This window comes from Caulobacter henricii (genome assembly GCF_001414055.1).
GTDB lineage: Bacteria > Pseudomonadota > Alphaproteobacteria > Caulobacterales > Caulobacteraceae > Caulobacter > Caulobacter henricii.
Genome location: NZ_CP013002.1, coordinates 415980 through 439090 on the forward strand (window position 1 = coordinate 415980; position 23111 = coordinate 439090).

24 protein-coding genes and 1 pseudogene are annotated in these 23111 nt (G+C 65.9%); 16 read left to right on the plus strand and 9 right to left on the minus strand.

Going from position 1 to position 23111, the window contains the following annotated elements; translation table 11 throughout:
- Positions 1-324: a YdeI/OmpD-associated family protein gene (locus AQ619_RS02005; protein WP_236849516.1), complete on the plus strand. Its 324-nt coding sequence runs from the start codon at positions 1-3 to the stop codon at positions 322-324.
- A gap of 16 nt (positions 325-340) precedes the next feature.
- Here AQ619_RS02005 and AQ619_RS02010 read toward each other — a convergent pair whose 3' ends face one another.
- Positions 341-1633: a lytic murein transglycosylase gene (locus AQ619_RS02010; protein WP_062143543.1), complete on the minus strand. Its 1293-nt coding sequence runs from the start codon at positions 1631-1633 to the stop codon at positions 341-343.
- Positions 1634-1849: 216 nt separating this feature from the next.
- On the opposite strand from AQ619_RS02010, the gene ykgO reads away from it, so the two are divergent.
- From ykgO to AQ619_RS02035, 5 genes are all read left to right on the plus strand, one after another.
- Positions 1850-1975, plus strand: coding sequence for a type B 50S ribosomal protein L36 (gene ykgO, locus AQ619_RS02015; protein ID WP_018061125.1), 126 nt, complete (start codon positions 1850-1852; stop codon positions 1973-1975).
- Positions 1975-2592: an HAD family hydrolase gene (locus AQ619_RS02020; protein WP_084745698.1), complete on the plus strand. Its 618-nt coding sequence runs from the start codon at positions 1975-1977 to the stop codon at positions 2590-2592. The genes ykgO and AQ619_RS02020 overlap by 1 nt, the downstream gene beginning before the upstream one ends.
- Positions 2593-2655: 63 nt before the next feature.
- Positions 2656-2922 (plus strand): nucleoid-associated protein GapR, encoded by a 267-nt coding sequence (gene gapR / locus AQ619_RS02025; RefSeq protein ID WP_035047451.1) that lies wholly within the window; start codon positions 2656-2658, stop codon positions 2920-2922.
- A 90-nt stretch (positions 2923-3012) separates the two neighbouring features.
- On the plus strand, positions 3013-3354 hold the full coding sequence (locus AQ619_RS02030) for a hypothetical protein (RefSeq protein ID WP_062143546.1): 342 nt from the start codon (positions 3013-3015) through the stop codon (positions 3352-3354).
- Positions 3355-3711: 357 nt separating this feature from the next.
- Complete coding sequence (locus tag AQ619_RS02035) at positions 3712-4176, plus strand: hypothetical protein (RefSeq protein WP_062143549.1); 465 nt, start codon at positions 3712-3714, stop codon at positions 4174-4176.
- Between the two features lie 97 nt (positions 4177-4273).
- Here the strand turns inward: AQ619_RS02035 and AQ619_RS02040 are convergent, their stop codons facing one another.
- From AQ619_RS02040 to AQ619_RS02055, 4 genes are all read right to left on the minus strand, one after another.
- The gene (locus tag AQ619_RS02040; RefSeq protein ID WP_062143552.1) at positions 4274-5746 is read right to left on the minus strand and encodes a sigma-54-dependent transcriptional regulator; all 1473 of its coding nucleotides are present in this window, start codon (positions 5744-5746) and stop codon (positions 4274-4276) included.
- A gap of 346 nt (positions 5747-6092) precedes the next feature.
- Positions 6093-6932, minus strand: coding sequence for an alpha/beta hydrolase (locus AQ619_RS02045; RefSeq protein ID WP_062143555.1), 840 nt, complete (start codon positions 6930-6932; stop codon positions 6093-6095).
- A 79-nt stretch (positions 6933-7011) separates the two neighbouring features.
- Positions 7012-8103, minus strand: a complete 1092-nt coding sequence (locus AQ619_RS02050) for a glycosyltransferase family 4 protein (RefSeq protein WP_062143558.1) — start codon at positions 8101-8103, stop codon at positions 7012-7014.
- Positions 8103-8927 carry a UDP-2,3-diacylglucosamine diphosphatase gene (locus AQ619_RS02055; protein ID WP_062143561.1) on the minus strand — a complete coding sequence of 275 codons (825 nt, stop codon included), beginning with the start codon at positions 8925-8927 and terminating at the stop codon, positions 8103-8105. The genes AQ619_RS02050 and AQ619_RS02055 overlap by 1 nt, the downstream gene beginning before the upstream one ends.
- A 282-nt stretch (positions 8928-9209) precedes the next feature.
- On the opposite strand from AQ619_RS02055, the gene AQ619_RS02060 reads away from it, so the two are divergent.
- Entirely contained in the window at positions 9210-9839 is a 630-nt protein-coding gene (locus tag AQ619_RS02060) for a TetR/AcrR family transcriptional regulator (protein WP_062143566.1), read from the plus strand.
- 20 nt (positions 9840-9859) lie between these two features.
- Here the strand turns inward: AQ619_RS02060 and AQ619_RS02065 are convergent, their stop codons facing one another.
- Positions 9860-10861 (minus strand): glycoside hydrolase family 43 protein, encoded by a 1002-nt coding sequence (locus AQ619_RS02065; RefSeq protein ID WP_062143570.1) that lies wholly within the window; start codon positions 10859-10861, stop codon positions 9860-9862.
- 99 nt (positions 10862-10960) lie between these two features.
- Here AQ619_RS02065 and AQ619_RS02070 point away from each other — a divergent pair, with 99 nt between their 5' ends.
- Positions 10961-11923 carry an alpha/beta hydrolase gene (locus AQ619_RS02070; RefSeq protein ID WP_084745700.1) on the plus strand — a complete coding sequence of 321 codons (963 nt, stop codon included), beginning with the start codon at positions 10961-10963 and terminating at the stop codon, positions 11921-11923.
- A gap of 81 nt (positions 11924-12004) precedes the next feature.
- Here AQ619_RS02070 and AQ619_RS02075 read toward each other — a convergent pair whose 3' ends face one another.
- Positions 12005-13105 (minus strand): pyridoxal phosphate-dependent aminotransferase, encoded by a 1101-nt coding sequence (locus tag AQ619_RS02075; protein ID WP_062143573.1) that lies wholly within the window; start codon positions 13103-13105, stop codon positions 12005-12007.
- A 62-nt stretch (positions 13106-13167) separates the two neighbouring features.
- Positions 13168-13635: an Lrp/AsnC family transcriptional regulator gene (locus tag AQ619_RS02080; protein WP_062143577.1), complete on the minus strand. Its 468-nt coding sequence runs from the start codon at positions 13633-13635 to the stop codon at positions 13168-13170.
- Positions 13636-13757: 122 nt separating this feature from the next.
- On the opposite strand from AQ619_RS02080, the gene AQ619_RS02085 reads away from it, so the two are divergent.
- From AQ619_RS02085 to AQ619_RS02105, 5 genes and pseudogenes are all read left to right on the plus strand, one after another.
- A complete protein-coding gene (locus AQ619_RS02085; protein ID WP_062143580.1) occupies positions 13758-14006 on the plus strand; it encodes a DUF6356 family protein in 249 nt (82 codons plus the stop codon).
- Positions 14003-15019 (plus strand): putative sulfate exporter family transporter, encoded by a 1017-nt coding sequence (locus AQ619_RS02090; protein WP_062143584.1) that lies wholly within the window; start codon positions 14003-14005, stop codon positions 15017-15019. Before AQ619_RS02085 ends, AQ619_RS02090 begins: the two co-directional genes overlap by 4 nt.
- Positions 15020-15195: 176 nt before the next feature.
- Positions 15196-16617 carry an amino acid permease gene (locus AQ619_RS02095; protein ID WP_084745702.1) on the plus strand — a complete coding sequence of 474 codons (1422 nt, stop codon included), beginning with the start codon at positions 15196-15198 and terminating at the stop codon, positions 16615-16617.
- 106 nt (positions 16618-16723) lie between these two features.
- Positions 16724-17872, plus strand: a complete 1149-nt coding sequence (locus AQ619_RS02100) for an acyl-CoA dehydrogenase family protein (RefSeq protein WP_062143589.1) — start codon at positions 16724-16726, stop codon at positions 17870-17872.
- 135 nt (positions 17873-18007) lie between these two features.
- Positions 18008-19456, plus strand: a pseudogene (locus AQ619_RS02105) (methyl-accepting chemotaxis protein); the annotation flags it as partial.
- 366 nt (positions 19457-19822) lie between these two features.
- Here AQ619_RS02105 and AQ619_RS02110 read toward each other — a convergent pair.
- Positions 19823-20134 (minus strand): energy transducer TonB, encoded by a 312-nt coding sequence (locus AQ619_RS02110; RefSeq protein ID WP_062143593.1) that lies wholly within the window; start codon positions 20132-20134, stop codon positions 19823-19825.
- 310 nt (positions 20135-20444) lie between these two features.
- Between AQ619_RS02110 and AQ619_RS02115 the strand changes: the two genes are divergently transcribed.
- The 3 genes from AQ619_RS02115 to AQ619_RS02125 are packed head-to-tail and all read left to right on the plus strand — an operon-like array spanning position 20445 to position 23103.
- Positions 20445-22457 carry a methyl-accepting chemotaxis protein gene (locus AQ619_RS02115; protein ID WP_166504119.1) on the plus strand — a complete coding sequence of 671 codons (2013 nt, stop codon included), beginning with the start codon at positions 20445-20447 and terminating at the stop codon, positions 22455-22457.
- Positions 22454-22741: an STAS domain-containing protein gene (locus tag AQ619_RS02120; RefSeq protein ID WP_166504310.1), complete on the plus strand. Its 288-nt coding sequence runs from the start codon at positions 22454-22456 to the stop codon at positions 22739-22741. The genes AQ619_RS02115 and AQ619_RS02120 overlap by 4 nt, the downstream gene beginning before the upstream one ends.
- Positions 22738-23103, plus strand: coding sequence for a response regulator (locus AQ619_RS02125; RefSeq protein ID WP_062143607.1), 366 nt, complete (start codon positions 22738-22740; stop codon positions 23101-23103). The genes AQ619_RS02120 and AQ619_RS02125 overlap by 4 nt, the downstream gene beginning before the upstream one ends.
- Positions 23104-23111: the final 8 nt, after the last annotated feature.

Below are 23111 nucleotides of genomic sequence, written 5' to 3' on the forward strand. Positions count from 1 at the left end.
GTGAGTGGATTCCCCCAAGGCACGGTCCACGAGGCAGGGGAGGATCTCCAGGCTTCGATCCAGGCCGATCCTTCCCTCTTCGCGCGGTGGGAAGGCCTGTCGCCGCTGGGGCGCAACGAATTCATCTGCTGGGTCGAGGACGCCAAGAAGCCGGCAACCCGCCAGCGCCGGATTGAACGTACCCGGGAGGAGCTCCTCGAAGGCAAGAGCCGACCGTGCTGCTGGGCGGGCTGTATTCACCGCACGGACAAGGCCCCGAGCCCCTGGCAACAGGCCGTTCTGATCGAACGGAAGGCGAAGCCCAGACCCCAGGGCGATGGTTAGAGGGCGATAACCGCGCTCAGCTCAGCCCTGCCTGGGCCTTGAGCCGCTGGACCATGTCCATCGACAGATAGCCGTCGGCGGGCAACTGGCGGCTCTGCTGCCAGGCGCGCAGGGCCTTGCGGCTGCCGGCGCCGATCACGCCGTCGGGCGCACCGGGGTCGAAGCCCAGGCGTGCGAGGGCGATCTGGGCGGCCATGCGGTCCGACAGCGACAGGGGCTGCTCGACCGGCCAAGCCGCGACCAGGGGGCCGCCGCCGGCGAAGCGGTCGGCCAGCAGGCCGATGCCCAGGGCATAGGAGGTCGAGTTATTGTATTTCCGGATCGCGAAATGGTTGGGCAGGGCCAGGAAGGCCGGGCCAGAAGCCCCGGCCGGCAGGATCAGGCCGGCGGGCGAGGCGGCGTCAGCGGCGGTCCAGGGCAGGCCGTCAGCGCGGCGGACGCCCTTGGCCTCCCACCAGGACGGGACCTCGCGCGGGCCTTCCGACAGGCCATAGTCGAAGCCGGCCGGCAGGATCACCTCCCTGGCCCAGCCGACGCCGGGCTTCCACCCGCCCTTGGCCAGCAGATTGGCCGCCGAGGCCAGGGAATCGGCGTCCGAGCCCCAGATGTCACGCTTGCCGTCATTGTCGGCGTCGACGGCGGTGGAGCGATAGTTGCTTGGCAGGAACTGGGTCTGGCCCATGGCCCCGGCCCACGAGCCCTTCAGCCGGGCGCGAGGGACCTCGCCCGAATCTATGATCTGCAGCGCCGCGATCAGTTCACCCTCGGCCCAGCCACGTCGGCGGCCGTCGGCGGCTAGGCTGACCATCGAGCGGACGACGTCGAAATCGCCCTGGATCTTGCCGAAGGCCGATTCCATTGCCCAGACGGCCAGCAGGACGTCGCGCGGCACGCCATAGCGGCTCTCGACGCTGGGCAGGAAGGTCAGCTCTTCACGCTTGCGGCGCCCGACGGCGACGCGGTCATCGCTGATCACGCCCTTGATATAGTCGCCGACCGGCTTGGAGAATTCCGGCTGGCGGCCATCCAGGCTGATCACCCGGGGGTCGGGCGTCACACCGCCCAGTTCGCGCTCCAGCAGCAGCCGGGTCAGGCCGGCGGCTTCGGCGCGGACCATGAAATCGGCCAGCCAGGTGTCAAAGCTCAATTCACCGGCCGGGACGGGCGTGGCGGTCGCGGGCGACGGCGCGCTTCCCGGCGTTGCGGGCGCAGGGGTGGGCAGGGCCGAAATCAGCGGTGTCAGCGGACCCTGAGGTGAGGTATCCGCGCAGCCAGCCAGCAGGAGAACGAGAAAAAAGCGACGATCCATGGGCGCAGGCTACCGGCATCCGGGTGAGTTCTTCAATCACAAGCCCGACAGAAGGACGAAGTTCCTGCCGAAGGGGCCGAATTGTCGGCGTCTGCGGGCACGGTTCGCATTGACTCAGTCAGCACCCTTGCCTATACGCCCTCCCTCCGAAACATCCCGGACGTTCCGGTCGCCATATGGCGCGCCCGAACCTCTCCGCTGAGTACAGAGACGGTCATGAAGGTTCGTAGCTCGCTGAAGTCGCTGAAGTCGCGTCACCGCGACTGCAAGATGGTTCGCCGCAAGGGCGTCATCTACATCATCAACAAGACCGACCCGCGCTTCAAAGCCAAGCAGGGCTGATGATGTTTGCCGGTCCTCCCAGGGCGCTGCTCTGGGACGTCGGCAATGTCGTCGTGCGCTGGAATCCGCGCACGCTCTTCGCGAAGATTTTCAAGGAACCCGCCGAACTCGACGGGTTCCTTTCGCATGTCTGCACCATGGAGTGGCATGGCGAGACAGACCGGGGCCTTTCGTTCGCCGACAATATTGCCCGGCTGAGTGCCCTGCATCCACACTATACCGGCCAGATCGCCGCCTGGTGGGATCGCTGGCCCGAGATGTTTTCCGGCTGTATCGCTGAGACTGAAGCCGTCATCGAGGACCTGGCCACGCGCGGTGTCCCGCAGTTCGGGCTCACCAACATGTCCAGCGAGGCCTGGCCCGGCGTCCAGGCGATGAGTCCGGTGTTCCGGCACTTCCAGGACGTGGTGGTCTCGGCCGAGGAGGGCGTGATCAAGCCCGAACCTCGCATCTATGAGATCGCGCTACAGCGGACCGGACTGAGGCCGGACGATCTGCTGTTCGTCGATGACAGTGCCGCAAACATCAATGCCGCCGCGGCTTTGGGCTTTCACACCCACCTGTTCCGGGATCCGGCGGACCTGCGGCCGATGATTCAGGCGCACGGGCTGTTGTGAGCGGCGGGCCGCGCGCCTATGGTCCGCGACCCCGTTCCACCCCTGTCTGAAGAGCTTTCCGTCATGGCCGACGACGCCGCCCACGCCGACGTTCTGAACTCCACCGCCCAAGGCCAGCTGAAGAGCATCATCGAGCGCATTGAACGCCTCGAGGTCGAGAAGGCCGAGATCTCCGAGCAGATCAAGGAAGTCTATAACGAGGCCAAGGGAAATGGCTTCGACGTCAAGATCCTGCGCAAGGTGGTCCGCATTCTCAAGCAGGACCGCGCCAAGCGCCAGGAAGAGGACGCCATCCTCGACCTCTATCTGTCGGCCGTGGGCGCGATCTGACGCCTCGGGCCTGGCGGGCGTGCAAGCGCCCGCCGATCACCATTTTTTGCGGGATGCGTCCCGGCGCGGCTTCGGGGATAGTCCCCCTTGATGCGCGCCAAACCCCCTGATCCGCGAACCCAGGCCCGCAAGGCGGCGCTGAAGGCCCTCAAGCGGGCCCAGCGCCTGGCCGACAAGGCCGGCGTCGCCCTGTCGGACTGGGAGGGCGAATTCCTCGGCTCGGTAGCCCAGCGCATCGAGACCTATGGCCGGGCCTTCGGCGATCCGGAAAAGGGCGGCCGCGACCAGGCCCTGTCGGCCAACCAGACCATCAAGCTTAAGGAAATCGTCGCCAAGGCCAAGGGCGAAGCCAAGCCTCTCCGTCGAGGCCGAGGTTTTGGCCGTCGGTCTCCGCCGATCCGCGAGCCCGAAGGTCCTGACGAGACCGAATAGAGAGCCTCAACCGAGCGATCTTGCCTGGCCGGACCCCGCCTTGCCCGGCATGTCCCGGGCGCCGGGGGAAGGTTTCAACCCGGTCGAAGGGCGGGTATGGCCGTTCAGCCTGTCCGCTCAGGGCTTTGGGGTGATTTATCCTCATCCCTAGGGCCTGAGGTATCTCAAAGATCGGAGTTCGCCGAACTTCGTTAAGGGCGCAGTAACCTACAAGGTGAGACATTATGGCGCAGGGTCCTCGTGATCCTGACACCAAGAACGTTTCGTCCGGTGGGGGCGACGTTCGCCCTGTTCGGCGCGCGCGGACCCTGGTCTGCATCGGTGCCGGATCAACGCTTACGTTAACGGACAAGCGCCATGGCGACGACGTATGACTATCTGATGCGAAGGAAGGCGGATCTCGAGGTCCGCATGGCGGAAGCGCAGAAGCGCGCCCTGACCCCCTTCGAAGCTGAACTGCGGGCCATCAGCCTGGCCCTGGGGGCCATCGAGCGGGCCGGCCTCAGCGAAGACCGCGTCGCTTCCGAGGTTTCCGCTTTCATCAGTCCCGCGCCGAGCCGTCGGGGACGGCGCAGCCGTTCAATCGGCGACATGATTCTGATGGCCCTGCAGAGTGGCGGCAGCGCCCTGGCGGCCAGCGATATCGCCCTCCAGCTGGAGCGGCGCTGGAACCGGTCGGTACCGGCTACGGCCATTACCCTTGAGCTGCAGCAGCTCGAAGCCGACGGCGCGGTCCGGCGCTGTGCGGCAGGCTGGAGCCATATTGCTGAATCTGCCGACCCCGAACTCGCCGAAGACGGCGACGTCGCAAGGGTCGCCTGACCTCAGGCCGGGCGCGGCGTCTGGGGCACCGGTTTCGCAGGGCGGATCAGCGTCTTCAGGCGCTGTTCGCGCGAGACGGGGCGAAGGATGATCGTCATCAGCCAGCTTCCTTCATGTCGACGTCGATGCCCTGCTCTCGCACCTTGCGATAGAGGGTAGAGCGACCGATCCCCAGGCGGCGGGCCACTTCGCTCATATGGCCGGCATAGACGTCGATCGCGTGCTGAATAAGGTCGCGTTCGATTTCTTCCAGAGTCCGCAGGTGGCCGCGATCGTCGAGGATGCGCACCGGCGCATCGCCCGGGGCGCTGGCCATGGCGGCATGGGTCGCCTGCAACACGGACGGCAGGTCCGGCCCGCCACCCGTCGCCGGAGGCGCAGCCTCGATCGGAGCCTGCAGGCCCGAGATCGCCGGGAAGTCATAGGGCTGCAGATAGGGCGCGTCGGCCAGGACGATGGCGCGATAGACGGTGTTTTCCAGCTGGCGGACATTGCCCGGCCAGTCGAACGCGGTCAGCAGGGCCAGGGTCTCGGGCGCGGCCCCGATCACCCGCTTGCCCTCTTCGACATTGAAGCGGCGGATGAAGGTTTCGACCAGGGCCGGCACGTCCTCGCGGCGTTCGCGCAGGGACGGCGCCTCGATCGGGAAGACGTTCAGGCGATAGTAGAGGTCCTCGCGGAACCGGCCCTGGGCCACGGCCTGGGCCACGTCGCGATTGGTCGCCGAGACGATGCGCACATCGACCTTCTGCGAGCGCTTGGAGCCGATCGGATCGATCTCGCCTTCCTGCAGGGCGCGCAGCAGCTTGACCTGCATGTCGAGCGGCAGTTCGCCGACCTCGTCGAGGAACAGGGTGCCGCCATCGGCCTCCTTGAACTTGCCCAGATGCTTGTCGGTGGCCCCGGTGAAGGAGCCCTTCTCGTGGCCGAACAGGATCGACTCGACGAGGTTCTCAGGGATCGCACCGCAGTTGACGGCCACGAAGGGCTTGCCGGCGCGGTCGGACGAGCCGTGCACGGCCCGGGCGATCAGTTCCTTGCCGACCCCGCTTTCGCCGGTGATCAGGATCGGGATGGCGCTCTTGGCGGCGCGTTCGCCCATCCGCTTGACCAGGGTCATGGCGGGCGAGGTTCCGATCAGGTCGGCAAAGGTGGTGCGGCCGGCCGTGCGCTTGGTCAGGCGCTCGACCTCGCCCTTCAGGTCGCCCATCGACAGGGCGTTGCGGATCGAGACGGTGATCCGCTCCGGCGAGGCCGGCTTGATGAAGAAGTCGGTGGCGCCGGCCTGCATGGCTCTGACCACGGTGTCGACGCCGCCTGACGCTGTCAGGACGATGACGGGCTGGGCATGGCCGCGAGACCGCATTTCCTTGAGGGTGTCGTGGCCGTTCAGGCCCGGCATGACCAGGTCCAGCAGCACCACATCGGCGGCCGCGCCGGAGCCCAGATGGTTCATGGCCGCATCACCGCTCTCGGCGTGCGCGACCGCGAATCCGTCGCGCTCCAGAACGGCCTGGATCAGGCGACGCTGAGTCGGATCGTCATCGACGACGAGAACCGTCTTGGACATAGGAAGACACCCACCATAACCGGCCGGGCTCGACATGGAGCCAGGCTCTTGTTGGGTCGAAGTGATACAGCAGGGGTGTAAAGACCGGGTTTCGGAGACGTGTCCGGGGCCTTAACGGACGCGCTTAACCGGGTCTGAACAGGGCCGCGCCGCGGGCGTTGCCAGGCGGCCCTTTCGCGGACCATTGTTACGCTAGGGTCGACGACAACGCCCTGGCCTGGGCCTATCTCGCCTGCCCACGGTGCCCAAGCCTCCCGCACCATCAGGGCAGTCTCCGTCGCAGGGGAAGGCACCCGGGTCCGGCCCGACAGCGGCGATGGGAACTGAAATGAGCCCTGAGGCCTGCTCACGGCCGGTGGGCGTAGCCCCGAGCCACCAGGAAGGCCTCGAGCTTGGCGAAGCCGTCCCGGCTGGCCTGCGGATCGATGTCGAAATTGCTTTCCTGGTTGCCGATGTTTCGAGTCAGCAGGTGGCCCAGGCCGGGATAGCGATGGATCTCACAGACGCCGCCGGCCGTCTTGCGCCGTTCGCAGAACGCCTCCGCGCTCTTCAGCGGAGTCAGGGTGTCGGCTTCGCCCTGGACAATGGCTGTGGGCGGTCCGCGGCGGTCTGCCAGGGCCAGTGGTGAGACCGGGGCCGGATCCTTGCCGGCCATCAGCTTCCTGAACCAGCCGTCCTCGGCGACGTCCAGGGCCGGCGACAAGAGCAGCATCAGGTCCGGTCCGCGCCTCTTGCCGGGGCAGGCACCCAGGCCGGCCGCCGCGGTCAGCTGCCCGCCGGCGCTGATGCCGTAGCCGGCCACCCGTCTGGGATCGACGCCAAGACGCTTGGCCTGGGCCCGGGTCCAGGCAAAGGCGTCACAGGTGTCGGCCAGGGCGTCCAGCGGCGACACGCCCTCGCGGGTCAGCCGGTATTCGATGGGGATCGCCACCAGGCCCAGCGCGGCCAGCATGCGCGCCCGGCCATAGGTCCATTCGGCCTCGCCATCGGTCCAGCCGCCACCATGGAACAGCAGCACCGCAGCCCGCCGGCCCGAAGCCTGGTTCGTCGCCGCGAACACGTGGGCCTTCAGGGTCTGGTCGCCGACGGTCTTGTAGGTCTCGAGGCGGGGCGTGGGCGTTGGCGTCTGGGCCTGAACGGCACCGGCCGACAGCCAGAGACCCATGGCGATGGCGGCGAGTTTCATCCGGCTTCTCCCCTTCACGGGACCAAGCGATACGGCGACTCAACGGCGCGCGCCAGTTACAACCTGGACAGGAGAAGCGTCAGGCCGCCGTACGGCCGCGCAGCCGTGCCAGCCGGCGCAGACGCCGCCAGAAGCGGGTCTTTTCCGGCTCGGGATAGGGCTGCAGGTTGCGGTAGAACTCCTCGGCGCAGGCGCGCCAGGAGAAGCCTTCAGCGAACTTGCGCACCACCGTGCGGTCGAGATCCAGACAGGCCAGGCAGGCGTCCTTGAGGCCGTCGGTCTGGCCGGGCGCCAGGGCCCCGGCATTGGAGCCCGGGATGATGTCGATCGGGCCGGGGGCCGAGAAGGCGGCCACGGGGACGCCGGCGGCCATGGCCTCGAGGATCACCAGGCCGAAGGTGTCGGTCAGGGACGGGAAGCAGAAGACGTCGGCGCAACCGAAATAGCGTCCGAGCTCGGTGCCGAACTTGGCCCCGAGGAACTTCACCTCGGGATATTTCTCGGCCAGTTCCTCGCGCTGCGGGCCGTCGCCGATCACCACCTTGGTGCCGGGCAGGTCCAGGCAGGCAAAGGCCTCGATGTTCTTCTCGACCGCGACGCGGCCGACATTGAGGAAGATCGGGCGCGGCAGACCTTCAAACAGGTCCGGCTCATCCGGCAGGCGCGGCTTGAAGATATCGGTGTCGACGCCCCGCGACCAGGGCGACAGGTTGCGGAACCCGTGCTTGGCCAGCTCGTCGCGCATGGTCGGGGTGGCCACCATCAAACGCCCTGAGGGTTTGTGGAACCAGCGCATATAGGTGTAGCCGGCGGCCAGGGGCAGCGGCAGGCGGGCCGAGACATATTCCGGGAACTTGGTGTGGTAGCTGGTCGTGAACGGCAGCTTCCATTCCAGGCAGATCCGGCGGGCGGCCAGGCCGATCGGCCCCTCTGTGGCGATGTGGATCGCCTCGGGCTCGAACGACTTGAAGCGGTCCTGCACCGGCTCATAGGCCCCGATGGCCAGCTTGATTTCCGGATAGGTCGGCAGCGGGAAGGTCGGGAACTGGTCAGGGCTGACAACGTCAACCTCGTGGCCCATGGCGCGCAGTTCGTCGACCACCCGGGTGAGGGTGCGAACCACGCCATTGACTTGAGGTTCCCAGGCGTCTGTGGCGAGAAGAATCCGCATCAGGCGGCGGCAGGCTCCGGCAGGGGCTCGTCAAGGGCCGGGGCGCGTTTGCGATCGATCACCGACCACGAGCGCAGCTTGGCCCATTCGAGGATTTCAAGTTGACCGTCGGCATGTTCGACGAGGGCGGTGCAGCTCTCCACCCAGTCACCATCATTGACATAGGTGATTCCGTCGATGTCGCGCATCTCGGCCTTGTGGATATGGCCGCAGATCACGCCGTCGACACCGCGACGTCGTGCTTCCTCGGCCACGGCGCTTTCGAAGTTCTCAATGAAATGCAAAGCGTTCTTCACCTTGACCTTCAGATAGGCCGAGAGACTCCAGTAGCCGAAGCCCAGGCGTCGCCGCGCGCGGTTCAGCAAGGTATTCAGCATCAGGATGGTTCTATAGGACCAATCGCCGAGGAAGGCGAGCCATCTGGCCTGCTGCACGACCCCGTCGAACTCGTCGCCATGGACCACCAGATAGCGCTTGCCGTCGGCCGCCTCGTGGATCACGTCGCGGGCCACCACCACCCCGCCGAAATGGGTGCCGCAGAAGTCCCGGATGCGGTCGTCGTGGTTGCCGGGGACATAGATGACCTCGGTGCCCTTGCGGGCCAGGCGGAGGATCTTCTGGATCACGTCATTGTGGGACTGCGGCCAGTGCCAGCCGCTGCGCAGCTTCCAGCCGTCGATGATGTCGCCCACCAAGTAGAGGCGCTCGCACTCCACATGACGGATGAAGTCCAGCAACAGTTCGGCCTGGCAGCCGCGGGTGCCCAGGTGCAGGTCACTGATGAAGATGCTGCGATAGTGCCGGACGGCGGATTCGGCGCTCATGCGGGTCCCCGGGTTGCTCCGCCTGGTCGATCCGCCCCCGGATTGGTTGCGACCTTCGGCGAGTTCACCGGCGATTAAGCTGATTGCGTGTCGCTTTGATGAAACCCCAGCGGATCCGTCAGGCCCGATCAGGCCGGGACTGACCCTGGGTGAGCCTCGAAAGCGGGCACCGGCCAGGGCCCGGCGGTCGCAGCGCAGGCGTCGGCCCGGCCATAACCCCGGGCCCGGCAAAGGCGAGGGGCAGCTGTTGCGATGCAGCATGGCGCACACTAGATCAGGAGCATGGACGCTGCCCGCCTTGCCAAGGACACCCCGAAATCATTGAAGACGCGGGCGCGGATTCTTGATTGCGCCATGCAGCTGATCGCCCGGATCGGCTATCACGCCGCCACCAATCCGGTGATCGCCGAGACGGCGGGCCTGACGCGCGGGGCGATGCTCTATCACTTCCCGACCCGCGAAGCCCTGGTCGAGGCCGCCGTGGCCCATGTCCAGGCCGAGCGCTCGGCCCTGTTCCAGGCCGCCGCCGACACCCTGCCGCCGGGCTCGGACGTCACCGAGCATGCCATCGACTCCTACTGGGACCTGCTGCAGAGCGTGCCCTTCATGGCCTTCGCGGAGCTGGAGGCGGCCGGTCGCACCGATCCGGCCATCCAGGCCCTGTTGGCCCCGGCCCAGGCCGAGTTCGACCGCGCCCAGGCCGGCGACCATTTCCTGAAGATCCTGCATGCCGGGGCCGGTCCCCGCTTCCAGGCCAGCCGCGACCTTGCCCGCTTCATGCTGGAGGGCCTGGCCCGCTCGACCCTGACCTATGACCGCGACGGCCGGAAGGAACGCCTTCTGGCCGTGATCAAGCGCGCCACCCACATGTTGAACCGCAAGGGCGACGTGCAGGATCTTTGGCCGGACTAGGGGGCTCGTCGCCAGATCGCCTAGGGGACCGAGGCTGAGACGCCGGATTTGGTCTGCACGACGGGCTTGAGTGTGCCGTCCGGATTATAGCCGAGGCGCTCGACCGTTACGGCCCGCCGTCCGAGTGCGCCGGTCTGCGTCCCGATCGTCAGAGCGGCATTGTGCAGGAAGATGTACCAGTCACCCCGGAATTCAGTGATGCCGGGATGGATCGTAAAGCTGCCCTCGCCGGGTCCCGTGAGCAGGCCGCGATAGGTCCAGGGACCGGCAAGGGACGGTGCCGTGGCATAGGACACGTGTTCATCCTGCTGGCTTGACCGGTCCAGCGAGGCATAGGTCAGATAGTAGAGATCACCGCGTTTGTGCAGCCACGGTCCCTCTTCGAAGTAGGGCGGCGTGATCTCCATGATCGGCCCGTCGAGCTCGATCATGTTTGGCTTGAGCTTGGCGAGGTAGCACTGGCGGTTTCCCCAAGCGATCCAGGTCGTGCCGTCGTCATCGGTGAACACGGTGGGATCAATGTCCTCCCAGCTGTGGGTCCCCTTGGGCGTCATGTCATTGGTGATCAGCGCGCTTCCCCGCGCATCGACGAACGGACCCGCCGGCTGATCTGCGATCGCAACGCCGATAGCCTTGCCGGGATTTGAACCGTCGTGCTCGACGGCCGCGTAGAAGTAGAATTTCCCGTTTTTCTGGATCGCCTGCGATGCCCAGGCATCCTTCTGGGCCCATTTGAAATCAGCGACGTTCATGATGGGCGGGTGGGCCGTCCAAGTCTTGAGGTCGGTCGTGGAATAGACAAGCCATTCCCGCATGTTGAACATTTCGTCGTCTTTTGCCTCGTCGTGGCCGACATAGAGAAACAGGTGGTCGCCCACGACCAGTGGGGCAGGGTCGGCCGTGAACCTGTCGTGAAAGAGCGGATTGGAGCCCGGCCGGTTCGGGGTTTGAGCATTCGCCCCGCCGAAGCCTGATAAACCGATGGCTGCCGTCAGCCCTAGTATTGCCGCACACCGTTTCATGTCGGCTCTTTCCCCGATTGCGCCACAGCAAAAGTTAGCGCTACCATTTATCAAGCCTAAATCGAAGCAAGCGTCGAAAAGATGCCGGGGGAAGGAAACATGAGGCGCGAAGTTTTCTACGCCGCCGGCAGGCCGCTGCAGCACGCCCGCAGAGTTTTGGGGACAATGGTCCTGTCGCTCGCGATCGGCTTTGCGGCCAACGCTTCAGCCCAGGATGAAATGACCTCGATTGACCCGCCGGCCCAGCCCGGCGCGATTGTCCTGAGCACGGGGCCTCTGCCTAATGCGACCTCGTCGGAAGCCTGGCACCGCCAGTACGGCAGTGCTTTTGCGCGCAATGTAACGGTTGCAACGCTGACGCCTTTTCTGCCGGATCCTGCAAAAGCAACCGGTGCAGCCATCATCGTCGCGCCGGGCGGTGGCTTCCGAACCCTGTCGATGGAGAATGAAGGCTGGGCGGTCGCCCGGGCGCTCGCCGACCGCGGCGTGGCGGCTTTCGTGCTGAAGTACCGCCTGAACCAGACGCCGCCCGATATGGCTGGCTTCCGGAGGTCCATGACTGAACTGTTCTCCGACACGGGAAGGAGACCCCGGCCTGATCCTCAAACGGCTGCCACGAGCCTGGCACCCCAGATTGCCGACGCGCGCTCGGCCTTTGCTCTCGTTCGGGGCCGGTCGACGGAATGGCGGGTCGACCCTGACCGAATTGGCATGATCGGCTTTTCGGCAGGTGCCATGCTCACCCTCGCGACAACACTGTCAGGCGATGACGTCAAACCCGCGTCTATCGGCTTGATCTATGGTCCCCTGACCCCGGTGACCGTTCCGGTCGATGCGCCACCGATGTTCGTTGCCCTGGCGGCGGATGATCCATTCTTCGCCAACAGCGGACAGGGTCTGATCGACAGCTGGCGGACGGCGAAACGCCCCGTCGAATTCCACCTCTACGAAAACGGCGGGCATGGCTTCGGGATGTATCCGAAGACCACCTCAAGCACGGGCTGGTTCGAGGCCTATGTGCGTTGGATCGGGATGCACGGGATGCTGACGCCCAGGCCTTAGGCCCCGGGGGCGGGTCGATACCCCGCCCCTTGCCTGCGGATCTTATGGCGGGCTTGTTCCGCTCCTGTCGGAGCAGGCGGTCTAGGCCTTCAGCGCTCGCGGCAGCACCTCGGCGAAGATGTCCAGCTCCGCCGGGCTGGCGGTGCCGACCCGGATCCAGGTCGGATGCGCGGGGCTGTCGAAGACGCGGACCTCGACGCCCATGGCCGCCAGGGTCTTCTGGAAGGCGAGGTTGGGCCTGCCCGTATCGACGAAGACATAGGTCCCATAGGAGGGCAGGCAGGTCAGGCCATTGGCCTTGCAGATCGCGTAGATCTTCTCGCGGCAGCCTTCGAGATAGGCCTTGGTCCCGGACAGATAGGTCGCGTCGCCATAGCAGGCGAGGGCGGCGGCCAGGCCCGGGCGGCCCTTGTGGGTCGGGATCAGGCTCTTCAGCTGTTTGACCCGCTCGGGCCGGGCGATGATGAAGCCCACCCGCAGGCCGGCCATGCCATAGACCTTGGAAAAGGTGCGGGCGACGATGACGTCATGGCCGGCCCTGGCCAGGTCGATCATCGAGTGGCGGACGGGATCGGGGCTGATCTCGATATAGGCCTCGTCGACGATCACTGGTGCGACCTTGCTCGCCTCGATGCAGAAGGCGCGCAGGGCTGCAGGATCGGCCAGCAGTCCGGTCGGATTGTTGGGGTTGCAGACATAGACACAGCCCGCGCCGCTGGCCTTCTGCAGCAGGGCCGGCAGGTCCATCTGATGGTCGCCGGTGACCGGGACCCAGCTTAGGCTGGCACCCTGGCGCCCGGCATAGAGCAGGGGGGTGGCATAGGTCGGCTGGGGCGCAACGATGGGGCCGGCCTTGCCGAACAGGGTCGAGAGCAGGGAGAGGGCCTCCAGCGAGCCGTTACACAGGCCGACGCTGTCGGGGCTGACCCCTTCCTGCCGGGCGATGGCCTCGACCAGGGGCGGCTCCAGGGACCAGGCATAGTAGGGCGTCTGGTCCAGGGCCTTGGCCGCAGCCGCCCGAGCGGCCGGGCTTGGACCATAGGGGTTTTCGGTGACCCCGAGATGGGCGCGGATGGGCGCAGCCGGCGCGGGATCGACCGTCCGGGCGGCGGCCATCGCCGGTGCCACAGCCGGAGCCAGGGCCGCTCCGCCGATCAGCAGGCCGCGTCGCGTCGTATCCATGGTCCGTCTCCCCCTGTTGCGTCCCCAGTTGAGGCCGCAGGCGTGACAGGATCAAGACGCCATCAGGCCGTGGTGATCGGCAGGGCGGTGGTGAACTTGATCTGCTCCATGGCGAAGCTGGAACTGACGTCGGTGAGCGGGGCGGTGGCAATCAGGCGCTTGTAGAAACGGTCATAGGCGGCGATGTCGCGGACTACGACCTTGAGCAGATAGTCGACCTCGCCGCTCATGCGGTAGAACTCGACCACCTCGGGCAGGGCACGGGCCCCGGCGGCAAAGGTCGTCAGCCAGGCTTCGTCATGGCGGCCAGTCTTGACGGCCACAAACACCGTCAGGCCCAGGTCGAGAGCGTCGCGGTCGAGCAGGGCCACCCGGGCGGTGATCACGCCGGCATCCTGCAGGCGCTTGATCCGTTTCCAGCACGGCGTCTGGGTCAGGCCCACCCGTTCGGCCAGTTCGGCGATCGGGACGGTGGAATCCTCCTGCAATATGGCCAGGAGCCTGCGATCGATATGATCGAGATCAATCATCTTCGATATCTCCAAGATCAGGAATGATTTTCTCCATAGGGCGAAATTGGCAGCGTATCCAGTAATGCCATTCTTCGGTTCCGCTTCATGATGGGACACCTGACGACAGATCGGGGAACGCCATGCTGAAGCCATTCACGAGCCATCCGGAAGCGGTGGGCGAAACCTATGGCGAGCATCTGACCGTCGCCTGGAGCTTCGGCTTCACCCTGCTCGGGGCCGGCCTGGCCTGTCTGGTTCATGGCCTGCTGCCCTTCGCCTTCGAACGCACCGGCAGCAATACGGTCCGCCGCCTGAACGAGCGGCTGAGCCGGCGCTGCGCCCTGGCGGACAAAACGCGAGGCCTCGACGCGGCCCCCGTCCAGGGATGAATGCCGCCATCGCCAGGCTCGGCGCTTTCCGCTTCGAGGCGGGCAAGCTTTGGCCGGGCCTGATCGCTGGCCTCGCAATCGCCCTGCTGGCCAAACCGCTATCGCACCTGCTGCACGCGCCGGCACCGCTGCTGGCCGTGATCCTGGGCATGGGTCTGGGGGCCATGGGCCTGGGCAGCCGTCTGGCCGCCGGCCTTGACCTCTGGGCCAAGCCCGGCCTGCGCCTGGGCGTCGCCATGATGGGGGCCCAGATCACCTGGAGCGAATTTGCCCTGCTCGGCGGACCAGCCATCCTGGCCAGCGGGGCCGTGGTCCTGGGCGGACTCACCGTCGGGGCCGGCGTCGGCATGGCCCTGGGACTGCCCCTGGCCGAGGCCCTGATCGCCGCGGCCGCCTGCTCGATCTGCGGGGCCTCGGCGGCGCTCGCCGCCTCCCAGGCTGCGCCGGCCAGTCCGGCCAATCAGCGCACGACCGCCCTGGTGATCATCGGGGTCAATCTGCTCTCGACCGTGGCCATGCTGGCCTATCCGCCGGTCGCCAAGGCGCTGGGCTTCACGGCCCACCAGGCCGGCGTGTTTTTCGGCCTCTCCATCCACGACGTCGCCCAGGTGGCGGGCGCGGGCTCGTCGGTCTCGGCGGACGCTGCGAGTGCCGCGGCCCTGGCCAAGCTGGCCCGGATTGTCTGGCTGGGCCCGGCGGTCGTTCTGATCGGCCTGCTTCTGAGCCGGACCCGGGACGGCTGTGGCCAGGCTGGCTTCAAGGGCCCGCCCCTGTTCGTCCTCGGCTTTGCCGCCCTGGCCGCCCTGCGCGGGTTCGGACTGCTGCCGGAGGGCCTGGTCGCGATCCTGGCCACGCTCTCGAGCTTCCTGCTTCTGGCCGGAGTCGGGGCCATTTCGGCCAAGCTGGGGCCGGCCGCGCTGCTGGAGGTCAAGCCCAGACTGGCGGCGGCCCTGGCCCTCTCCACCCTGGCCGTGGCGGCCATGGCCTATGGCCTGACGCGGGCCTTTTTCTAGCCAATCTGGCCTCGGGGGCGAATTTGCGGGCTTTCCAGCCCGCAAGACGCTGCGTAAAGGGCGCTCGGCCGGTCTGGGGCGCGAACTTCGGCAGGAAATTCCCCTGCTGATCGCGCACGTCTTGGCGAAACACGCTGCCCGGACCATGGTCGGGGCAGAAGACCAAGTCGGAGGGAATGACCTTGAGTTTCTGGACGCGGCGCAAGTCGATCGACGCCATTGTGGCGGGGCATGATGGCCATCAGTTGAAGAAGACCCTGAGCTGGCCGCATCTGGTGGCCCTGGGCGTCGGGGCCATCGTCGGGACGGGCATCTATACCCTGACCGGAATCGGCGCGGGTCTGGCCGGGCCGGGCGTCATCCTCTCCTTCCTGATCGCCGGGGCCGTCTGCGCCTGTGCAGCGCTCTGCTATGCCGAACTCTCGACCATGATCCCGGCCTCCGGCAGCGCCTATACCTACAGCTATGTCGCCATGGGCGAGCCTGTGGCCTGGTTCGTCGGCTGGAGCCTGATCCTGGAATATACCCTGGTCTGCGCGGCGGTTGCCGTCGGCTGGTCGGCCCATGCGACGGGCCTGTTCCGGATGATCGGCACGCCCGAGGCCCTGCTTGCCGGGCCCCATATGGGCGGACTGGTCAATCTTCCCGCCGTGATCATCTCCTTCGCGGTCGCGGGCCTGCTGGCCCTGGGCACCCGGGAAAGCGCCACGGTCAACATGGTGCTGGTCGCGGTGAAGATCATCGCCCTTCTCGTCTTTGTCGTCCTGTGCATCCCGGCCTTCGACGCCAGCCACTTTACGCCGTTCATGCCGCAGGGCTTCGCCGCGACGCCCGACGCTAACGGTATCAAGGTGGGCGTCATGGCCGCCGCCAGCCTGATCTTCTTTGCCTTCTACGGCTTTGACGCGGTGTCGACCGCGGCCGAGGAGACCAAGAATCCCAAGCGTGACCTGACCATCGGCATCGTCGGCTCGATGGCCGTCTGCACCCTGATCTACATGGTCGTGGCCGCTGTCTCGATCGGGGCCTCGCGCACCGAGGTCTTCTCCAAGAGCGAAGCACCGCTGGTCTTCATTCTGGAAAGCCTCAGCCACCCCAAGGTCGCCCAGCTGGTGGCCCTGGCGGCCGTGATCGCCCTGCCGACCGTGATCCTGGCCTTCATGTACGGTCAAAGCCGGATCTTCTTCGTGATGGCCCGTGACGGTCTGCTCCCCAAGAGCCTGGCCAAGGTCAATGCCAAGACTGGTACGCCGGTGCTGATGACCCTGCTGACCGGGGCCCTGTCGGCCCTGATCTCGGGCTGGCTGTCGCTGAAGGACATTGCCGAGCTGGCCAATGCCGGCACCCTGGCGGCCTTCATCGCCGTCGGCCTTTCGGTGATCATCCTGCGGGTTCGGGATCCGGGCCGGCCCCGGGTGTTCTCGACGCCGGTCTGGCCGGTCGTGGCCTCGGGGGCGATTCTGGGCTGCCTCTATCTGTTCTCCAGCCTGCCGACCACGACCCAGCTCTACTTCCTCTATGCTCACTGCCTTGGCGCGGTGGTCTATGTGGCGTTTGGCCTGCACAACAGCGCCCTGGCCCGGGCCGAGCGGACGTAGCGGCAAGGCGATTTTGGGCCGGCGTTTCGCGCGCCGGCCCTTCCATTCCTGAGCTTGGCGGCTACAGTCCGCGTCAAAACAAGTGTTTGACGCAGGAAGCTCCGCCATGGCCCTCGATCTCGAAACCCGCGACCAGCTGCTCGACATGGTTGCCCGCTTCGTCGCCGAGCGCCTGCGACCCATCGAGGCCAAGGTCGCCGAGGACGATGCGGTGCCCCAGGACGTCATCGACGAGATGAAGAGCCTGGGCCTGTTTGGCCTGTCGATCCCGGAAGAGTTCGGCGGTCTGGGCCTGAACATGGAGGAGGAGTGCCTGGTCGGGGTCGAGCTGGGCCGCACCTCGCCGGCCTTCCGCTCGGCCTTTGGCACCAATGTCGGCATCGGCAGCCAGGGTCTGGTGATGTTCGGGACCGACGAACAGAAGGCCAAGTGGCTGCCCGGCATCGCCTCGGGCGAGATCATCACCAGTTTCGCCCTGACCGAGCCGGAAGCCGGCTCCGACAGCGCCTCGGTCCGCACCCTGGCCGTCCGCGACGGCGACGACTACGTCCTTAATGGCTCCAAGCGCTACATCACCAATGCCGGCAAGGCGTCGCTGTTCACGGTGATGGCGCGGACCAATCCGGACTCCAAGGGCGGCTCCGGCGTCTCGGCCTTCCTGGTGCCCGGCGGTCTGCCGGGGCTCATCGTCGGCAAGCCGGAGAAGAAGATGGGCCAGCAGGGTGCCCATATCCACGACGTCACCTTCGACAATGTCCGCGTCCCGGCCTGGAACCGTCTGGGCGAGGAGGGCGAGGGCTTCAAGGTCGCCATGCAGGTCCTGGATCGTGGCCGCCTGCACATCGCGGCCGTCTGCGTCGGGGTGGCTGAGCGGCTGATCAAGGACTGCGTGGCCTATGCCGGCGAGCGCAAGCAGTTCGGCCAGGCCATTTCCAGCTTCCAGCTGGTTCAGGCCATGATCGCCGACAGCAAGACCGAGGCCCTGGCGGCCCGGGCCCTGGTCATGGAGACCGCCCGCAAACGCGATGCGGGGCAGGGCGTCACCCTGGAAGCGGCGGCCTCCAAGCTGTTTGCCTCCGAGATGGTCGGCCGCGTCGCCGACCGGGCGGTGCAGATCTTCGGCGGAGCCGGCTATGTCGCCGACTATGGCATCGAGCGCCTGTACCGCGATGTGCGGATCTTCCGGATCTATGAAGGCACCAGCCAGATCCAGCAGGTCGTCATCGCCCGGGAGACCATGAAACAGGGCGGCTGACTGGCTCTGCAAACGTTTCCACCCTGAGGAGAGTGCGGCGAGATGCCGCGCCCCTGACGGGAATACTTAAGCCGCCATTAAGCATGGAAGCCGAGGGTTCAGTCCGGCATTTTCGCCAGGACAGGAGCCCTCGCTATGAGCCAGGAGCACGCGCTGAATGACCGCCTAGCTTTCATGGGCCTGGATCAACGAGCGCGACAGGCTCTGCGGGATCTCCGGCCCTTGATCCGCAAGGAGATCGAGCCTGCCCTGGCGGCCTTTTATGGCAAGGTCAGGACGACACCGGAGACCGGCCGGTTCTTCAAGGACGACCGCCATATGGAGGCCGCGAGTGGCCGCCAGGCGGCGCACTGGGACGTCATCGCCCAGGCCGAGTTCAGCGATACCTATGTCAATACGGTGAGATCGATCGGTCAGGTCCATGCCCGCATCGGCCTGGAGCCGCGCTGGTACATTGGCGGCTATGCGATCGTCATGGACCGGCTGCTGCGTTCCACCATCGAGTCCCTGTGGCCCAAGGGCTTTATGGCGAAGGGAAATTCCGCGGAGGTCGGCGAGTCGGTCAGCGCCCTGATGAAGGCCGTGATGATCGACATGGATTTCGCCATCTCGATCTATCTCGAGACCATCGAAACGGAGCGGCAGCAGCTCGAAGCCGCCAGGCTCGAGAGCGAACAGCATCAGACCCGGTTGGTGGAAGCCCTGGCAGAGGCGCTGTCGAACCTGGCCAAGGGCGACCTGGTCAGCCGGCTCGACGGCACGGTGAAGCCGGAGTTCCAGAAGCTGAAGGATGATTTCAACAGTGCGGTTGGAATTCTCGAACAGGCCATGAGCCGTGTTTCGGGCGTCACCGACAATATCCGCGCCGGAACCGATGAAATCGGTGTGGCCGCCGATGACCTGTCGCGCCGCACAGAGCAACAGGCGGCCAGCCTCGAACAGACCGCCGCAGCCCTGGACCAGATCACCTCAACGGTCCGGCGGTCGGCCGCCGGTGCCAAACAGGCGTCCGAGGTGGTCGCCGGTGCCAAGACCGAGGCCGAGCGCTCGGGAATCATCGTCGATCAGGCCGTGGCCGCCATGGGCCAGATCGAGGGCTCGTCGCGCGAGATCGGCAATATCATCGGGGTGATCGACGAGATCGCATTCCAGACCAATCTCCTGGCTTTGAACGCGGGGGTCGAAGCGGCCCGGGCCGGCGAGGCCGGTCGCGGCTTTGCCGTGGTCGCCCAGGAAGTGCGGGCCCTGGCCCAGCGCTCAGCTGACGCGGCCAAGGAAATCAAGATCCTGATCTCGTCCTCGACCCAGCAGGTCAGCCAGGGGGTCAGCCTGGTCGGGCAAACCGGCGAGGCCCTGCGCGGTATCGTCGCCAAGGTCGCCGAAATCGACAGCCTCGTCGTCCAGATCTCGGCCTCGGCCCAGGAACAGTCTACCGGCCTGCATGAGGTCAATACCGCCGTCAATCAGATGGACCAGGTGACCCAGCAGAACGCCGCCATGGTCGAACAGACGACGGCGGCGACCCATTCGCTCAAGGATCAGACCTCGGAGCTGGTCAATCTGATCGGAGCGTTCAGGGTGAGCCGTTCGGCGTCGTCGCCGTCAGCGGCAGCCCGACCGGCGGCCAGATCGTCTTCTCCGCCCAGCCGCCCAGCCGCCCGGCCCTGGCTCCGGCTCAAGCAGCCCGCCCCACCGCCGTACGTCCCGGTGCCCGAACCGCGGCGGCCGCCGCAGTTCGCGAAGAATGGGAAGAATTCTGAACCCCAGTCTCGCTCAGGTCCTGAGACGTTGAATACAGTAAAGCCGGCGACCTTGTGGCCGCCGGCTTTAGTCTGGACAGGTCCATCAAAAGCAAAACGCCGCTGCTGACCCGACACGAAGCGCTCCCATGGAACGCTTCGGTCAGATCGGCAGCGGCGTATTGAGCTCCGGTGAGCCGGAGCCTTGAGTTTACGCGCCGCCCGGGAAGCGGAACGGAACCTTCACGGTACCGGTCTTGGCACCCATCGGCAGCTTTTCAGCGATGCACATGGCGGCCTTGTCGAAACCCTTGCCGGCCGCGCTGTTGTCAACGACCTTGCATTCCGAGAGTTTGCCGGCGTCGGCAGTGCACTCAAGCATCACCTGCGCGGCGTCGCGCGTATTGGCGTACTGCTGCAGGCAACGGCTCATCTGGTCTTCAAAACCGCCGGCCGCCGAGGCGGCTTGAGCGATAAAAAAGCTGCCAGCGATTCCTGCGGCAAAAGCGATCGGATATTTCATCCCGCTGCTCCTAGTAATGAATTCTCGTCCTGTGGACGACGCGCCAACCGGACGCATGACCTTTCTCTCAGGTTCGAGTTAAAATATTCTGAGTCAGGAAAGAATATTCAAAATTTACTATACGGTAACCTTACTCCGATCTTGACGCCTCAGGAGGGTCACTCGGACCCCTCTCTATAGATTCAAGGGGTGAAAAAGCCCCCGAGCCTGCGACCAATTGTCCCTCAGGGAGGGGCTCTGGTGCCTGATCTCCAGTTTCTCTTAACCAAGGTCAGAGTCTGTTAGGAATCTATCGTGATGATCACCTGGCTTGTTGGCGATCCGTGGGCACGGACCGCTGCATGAAGGGGACCTTGAGATGAAAAGCTTTCGGCTTGTCGACCTACCACTGATCGTCAAAATCGGCTTTGCGCCGGCGTTCGCCCTGTTGATGCTGGCCCTGATGGCCGGCGGTGCCGTGGTCGTGCAAAAGAGCCAGTCTGATGCCCTGCGTCAGGTGGTCGAGCAGGACATGCGCATCAACAGCGAGATTCAGTCGCTGTCGCGCCGGATCACCGACGCCCACGGCACGCTCTATCAGATCCTGGCTTCGAAGGCCGATCCGATGGCCCCCGCCGCCGGTCCCCGGCTTACCAAGCTGCTGGCGGAATTCGATACCCTGGGCAAGGAGCTGCAAGCCCTGTCGGCGCGTCTGCCCGCTTCCGAGCGCCCCAAGATCGAATCACTGGTCAAGGCCCTGGCCGAGTGCCGGAGCGCCGTTGATACCGTGAGCGGCATGGTCGATGTCGATGTAGGCATGGCCATGAGCTTCGCCGGGAGCTTCGAAGACCAGTATGTGAAGATGGCCAGCCAGCTGCAGAAGGTCGTCGATGACGCCAAGGCCCGCGCCACCCTCAAGGCTGATCAACGCAAGGCCGAGGCCACAGCCGCGACCAGCATCACCATCATTCTCTCGCTGATCACCCTGGGCGCGGTCGGTGCCCTGGCCTTCCTGACGGTGATGAATGTCCGCAAGTCGATCGCCGACATCGCCGGCGCGACCGAGCGCCTGTCCAAGGGTGACAACGGCATCGATCTGGAGAAGATGACCCGCCTCGACGAGCTGGGTGCCATTGTCCGCTCGCTGAAGGTGTTCCGCGACAACCAGCTGCATCTGGAACAGATGCGCGCCGACCAGGAAAGATCCGCCGCCCTGACCGCCGACGAGCGTCGGGCCAAGGAAGAGGCCGCCGCCGCGGCTGCCCGCGACAGCGCCCTGGTGGTGACCAACCTGGCCGAGGGCCTGGAAAAACTGGCCTCAGGCGATCTGACCTTCCGCGTCAACGCCCAGTTCCCCGGCGAGTACAACAAGCTGAAGGACGACTTCAACGGTGCCATGGCCTCGTTGCAGGAGACGATGAAGGTCATCGCCGCCTCGACCGACGGCCTGCGGACCGGTGCCGACGAGATCGCCCATGCTTCGGACGACCTCTCGCGCCGCACCGAACAGCAGGCGGCCTCGCTGGAAGAAACCGCAGCGGCGCTCGACGAGCTGACCGCGACCGTCCGTCGTACCGCCAGTGGCGCGCGCCAGGCCTCCGACGTTGTCTCGACCACCCGTGGCGAAGCGACGCATTCCGGTCAGGTCGTCCATCAAGCAGTCTCGGCCATGGGCGAGATTGAGAACTCGTCCAAGCAGATCAGCCAGATCATCGGCGTGATCGACGAAATTGCGTTCCAGACCAATCTTCTGGCCCTGAATGCCGGGGTCGAGGCCGCCCGCGCTGGCGAAGCGGGTCGCGGCTTCGCCGTCGTCGCCCAGGAAGTTCGCGCCCTGGCCCAGCGGTCCGCCGAAGCGGCCAAGGAGATCAAGACCCTGATTTCGTCCTCGACCCAGCAGGTCAGCCAGGGCGTGAACCTGGTCGGACAGACCGGCGAGGCCCTGCAGCGCATTGTCGTGAAGGTTGGCGAGATCGACGCCCTGGTGACCGAGATTGCGGCGTCCGCCGCCGAACAGGCCACCGGTCTGAACGAAGTGAATACGGCCGTGAACCAGATGGATCAGGTCACCCAGCAGAACGCCGCCATGGTCGAGCAGTCGACCGCAGCGACGCACTCCCTGAAGGGTGAAACCAACGAGCTGGCTCGTCTGATGGGCCGGTTCCGGGTGGGAGCTGGCCAGGGCATTCAATCGCGCCCGATGGCCGCTGATCCGGTTCAACACGCACCGGCCCGCAACCCGGTCGCCGAGCAAAGGGCCCGTCTGGGCACCTTCACCCGGCCCGCGCGTGGCGGCGCAGCTACCGCGGCCGCTCCGGCGTCCGATGGATGGGAGGAATTCTGATGGCCGCTCTCGCGCTGCCTGAAACGCTCGATCTGAAGGCCGCCGGCCCGCTGAAGTCCGCGTTCATGGCGCATCGGGGCGAAGCCCTCGAGGTCCACGCTGACCAGGTCCGCCGCCTCGGCGGTCTCTGTCTCCAGATTCTGCTCGCGGCCCGCAAGGCCTGGGCTGAGGACGGCAAACCCTTCTCGATTACGGGGCCTTCGGAGGCCTTTGTAGAAACCACCCGTCTTTTCGGCGCCGATGGGGCGCTCCTTTCGGCGGAAATCCATGGAGTCCAATCGTGACGCGCACGATTCTCACGGTCGACGATTCTCGCACGATGAGGGACATGCTGCGCATGGCCCTGGTCGGCGCGGGCTTTAATGTTGTCGAGGCCGTCGATGGCGAGCATGGGCTGGAGGTACTTTCCGCCCACCGCCCCGACGTCATCATCACCGACATCAACATGCCCAAGCTGGACGGCTTTGGTTTCATCGAGGCGGTTCGCGTCGATGACGACTATCGCGGCATCCCGATCCTGGTGCTGACTACGGAAAGCGATCCGACCAAGAAGCAGCGGGCTCGTGAAGCCGGCGCGACGGGCTGGATCGTCAAGCCGTTCAATCCTGAGAAGCTGGTCGAGGCCATCCGCCGCGTCGCGGCCTGATCTCCAAG

Bases quoted from the DNA above. Each gene is read 5' to 3' on its own strand.
- gapR (WP_035047451.1), top strand. From the start codon at position 2,656: ATGGCCGACGACGCCGCCCACGCCGACGTTCTGAACTCCACCGCCCAA.
- AQ619_RS02085 (WP_062143580.1), top strand. From the start codon at position 13,758: ATGCTGAAGCCATTCACGAGCCATCCGGAAGCGGTGGGCGAAACCTAT.
- AQ619_RS02040 (WP_062143552.1), bottom strand. From the start codon at position 5,746: ATGTCCAAGACGGTTCTCGTCGTCGATGACGATCCGACTCAGCGTCGC.
- AQ619_RS02080 (WP_062143577.1), bottom strand. From the start codon at position 13,635: ATGATTGATCTCGATCATATCGATCGCAGGCTCCTGGCCATATTGCAG.
- AQ619_RS02030 (WP_062143546.1), top strand. From the start codon at position 3,013: ATGCGCGCCAAACCCCCTGATCCGCGAACCCAGGCCCGCAAGGCGGCG.
- AQ619_RS02095 (WP_084745702.1), top strand. From the start codon at position 15,196: ATGACCTTGAGTTTCTGGACGCGGCGCAAGTCGATCGACGCCATTGTG.
- AQ619_RS02075 (WP_062143573.1), bottom strand. From the start codon at position 13,105: ATGGATACGACGCGACGCGGCCTGCTGATCGGCGGAGCGGCCCTGGCT.
- AQ619_RS02090 (WP_062143584.1), top strand. From the start codon at position 14,003: ATGAATGCCGCCATCGCCAGGCTCGGCGCTTTCCGCTTCGAGGCGGGC.
- AQ619_RS02100 (WP_062143589.1), top strand. From the start codon at position 16,724: ATGGCCCTCGATCTCGAAACCCGCGACCAGCTGCTCGACATGGTTGCC.
- AQ619_RS02055 (WP_062143561.1), bottom strand. From the start codon at position 8,927: ATGAGCGCCGAATCCGCCGTCCGGCACTATCGCAGCATCTTCATCAGT.
- AQ619_RS02045 (WP_062143555.1), bottom strand. From the start codon at position 6,932: ATGAAACTCGCCGCCATCGCCATGGGTCTCTGGCTGTCGGCCGGTGCC.
- ykgO (WP_018061125.1), top strand. From the start codon at position 1,850: ATGAAGGTTCGTAGCTCGCTGAAGTCGCTGAAGTCGCGTCACCGCGAC.
- AQ619_RS02070 (WP_084745700.1), top strand. From the start codon at position 10,961: ATGAGGCGCGAAGTTTTCTACGCCGCCGGCAGGCCGCTGCAGCACGCC.
- AQ619_RS02065 (WP_062143570.1), bottom strand. From the start codon at position 10,861: ATGAAACGGTGTGCGGCAATACTAGGGCTGACGGCAGCCATCGGTTTA.
- AQ619_RS02035 (WP_062143549.1), top strand. From the start codon at position 3,712: ATGGCGACGACGTATGACTATCTGATGCGAAGGAAGGCGGATCTCGAG.
- AQ619_RS02010 (WP_062143543.1), bottom strand. From the start codon at position 1,633: ATGGATCGTCGCTTTTTTCTCGTTCTCCTGCTGGCTGGCTGCGCGGAT.
- AQ619_RS02110 (WP_062143593.1), bottom strand. From the start codon at position 20,134: ATGAAATATCCGATCGCTTTTGCCGCAGGAATCGCTGGCAGCTTTTTT.
- AQ619_RS02060 (WP_062143566.1), top strand. From the start codon at position 9,210: ATGGACGCTGCCCGCCTTGCCAAGGACACCCCGAAATCATTGAAGACG.
- AQ619_RS02050 (WP_062143558.1), bottom strand. From the start codon at position 8,103: ATGCGGATTCTTCTCGCCACAGACGCCTGGGAACCTCAAGTCAATGGC.
- AQ619_RS02020 (WP_084745698.1), top strand. From the start codon at position 1,975: ATGATGTTTGCCGGTCCTCCCAGGGCGCTGCTCTGGGACGTCGGCAAT.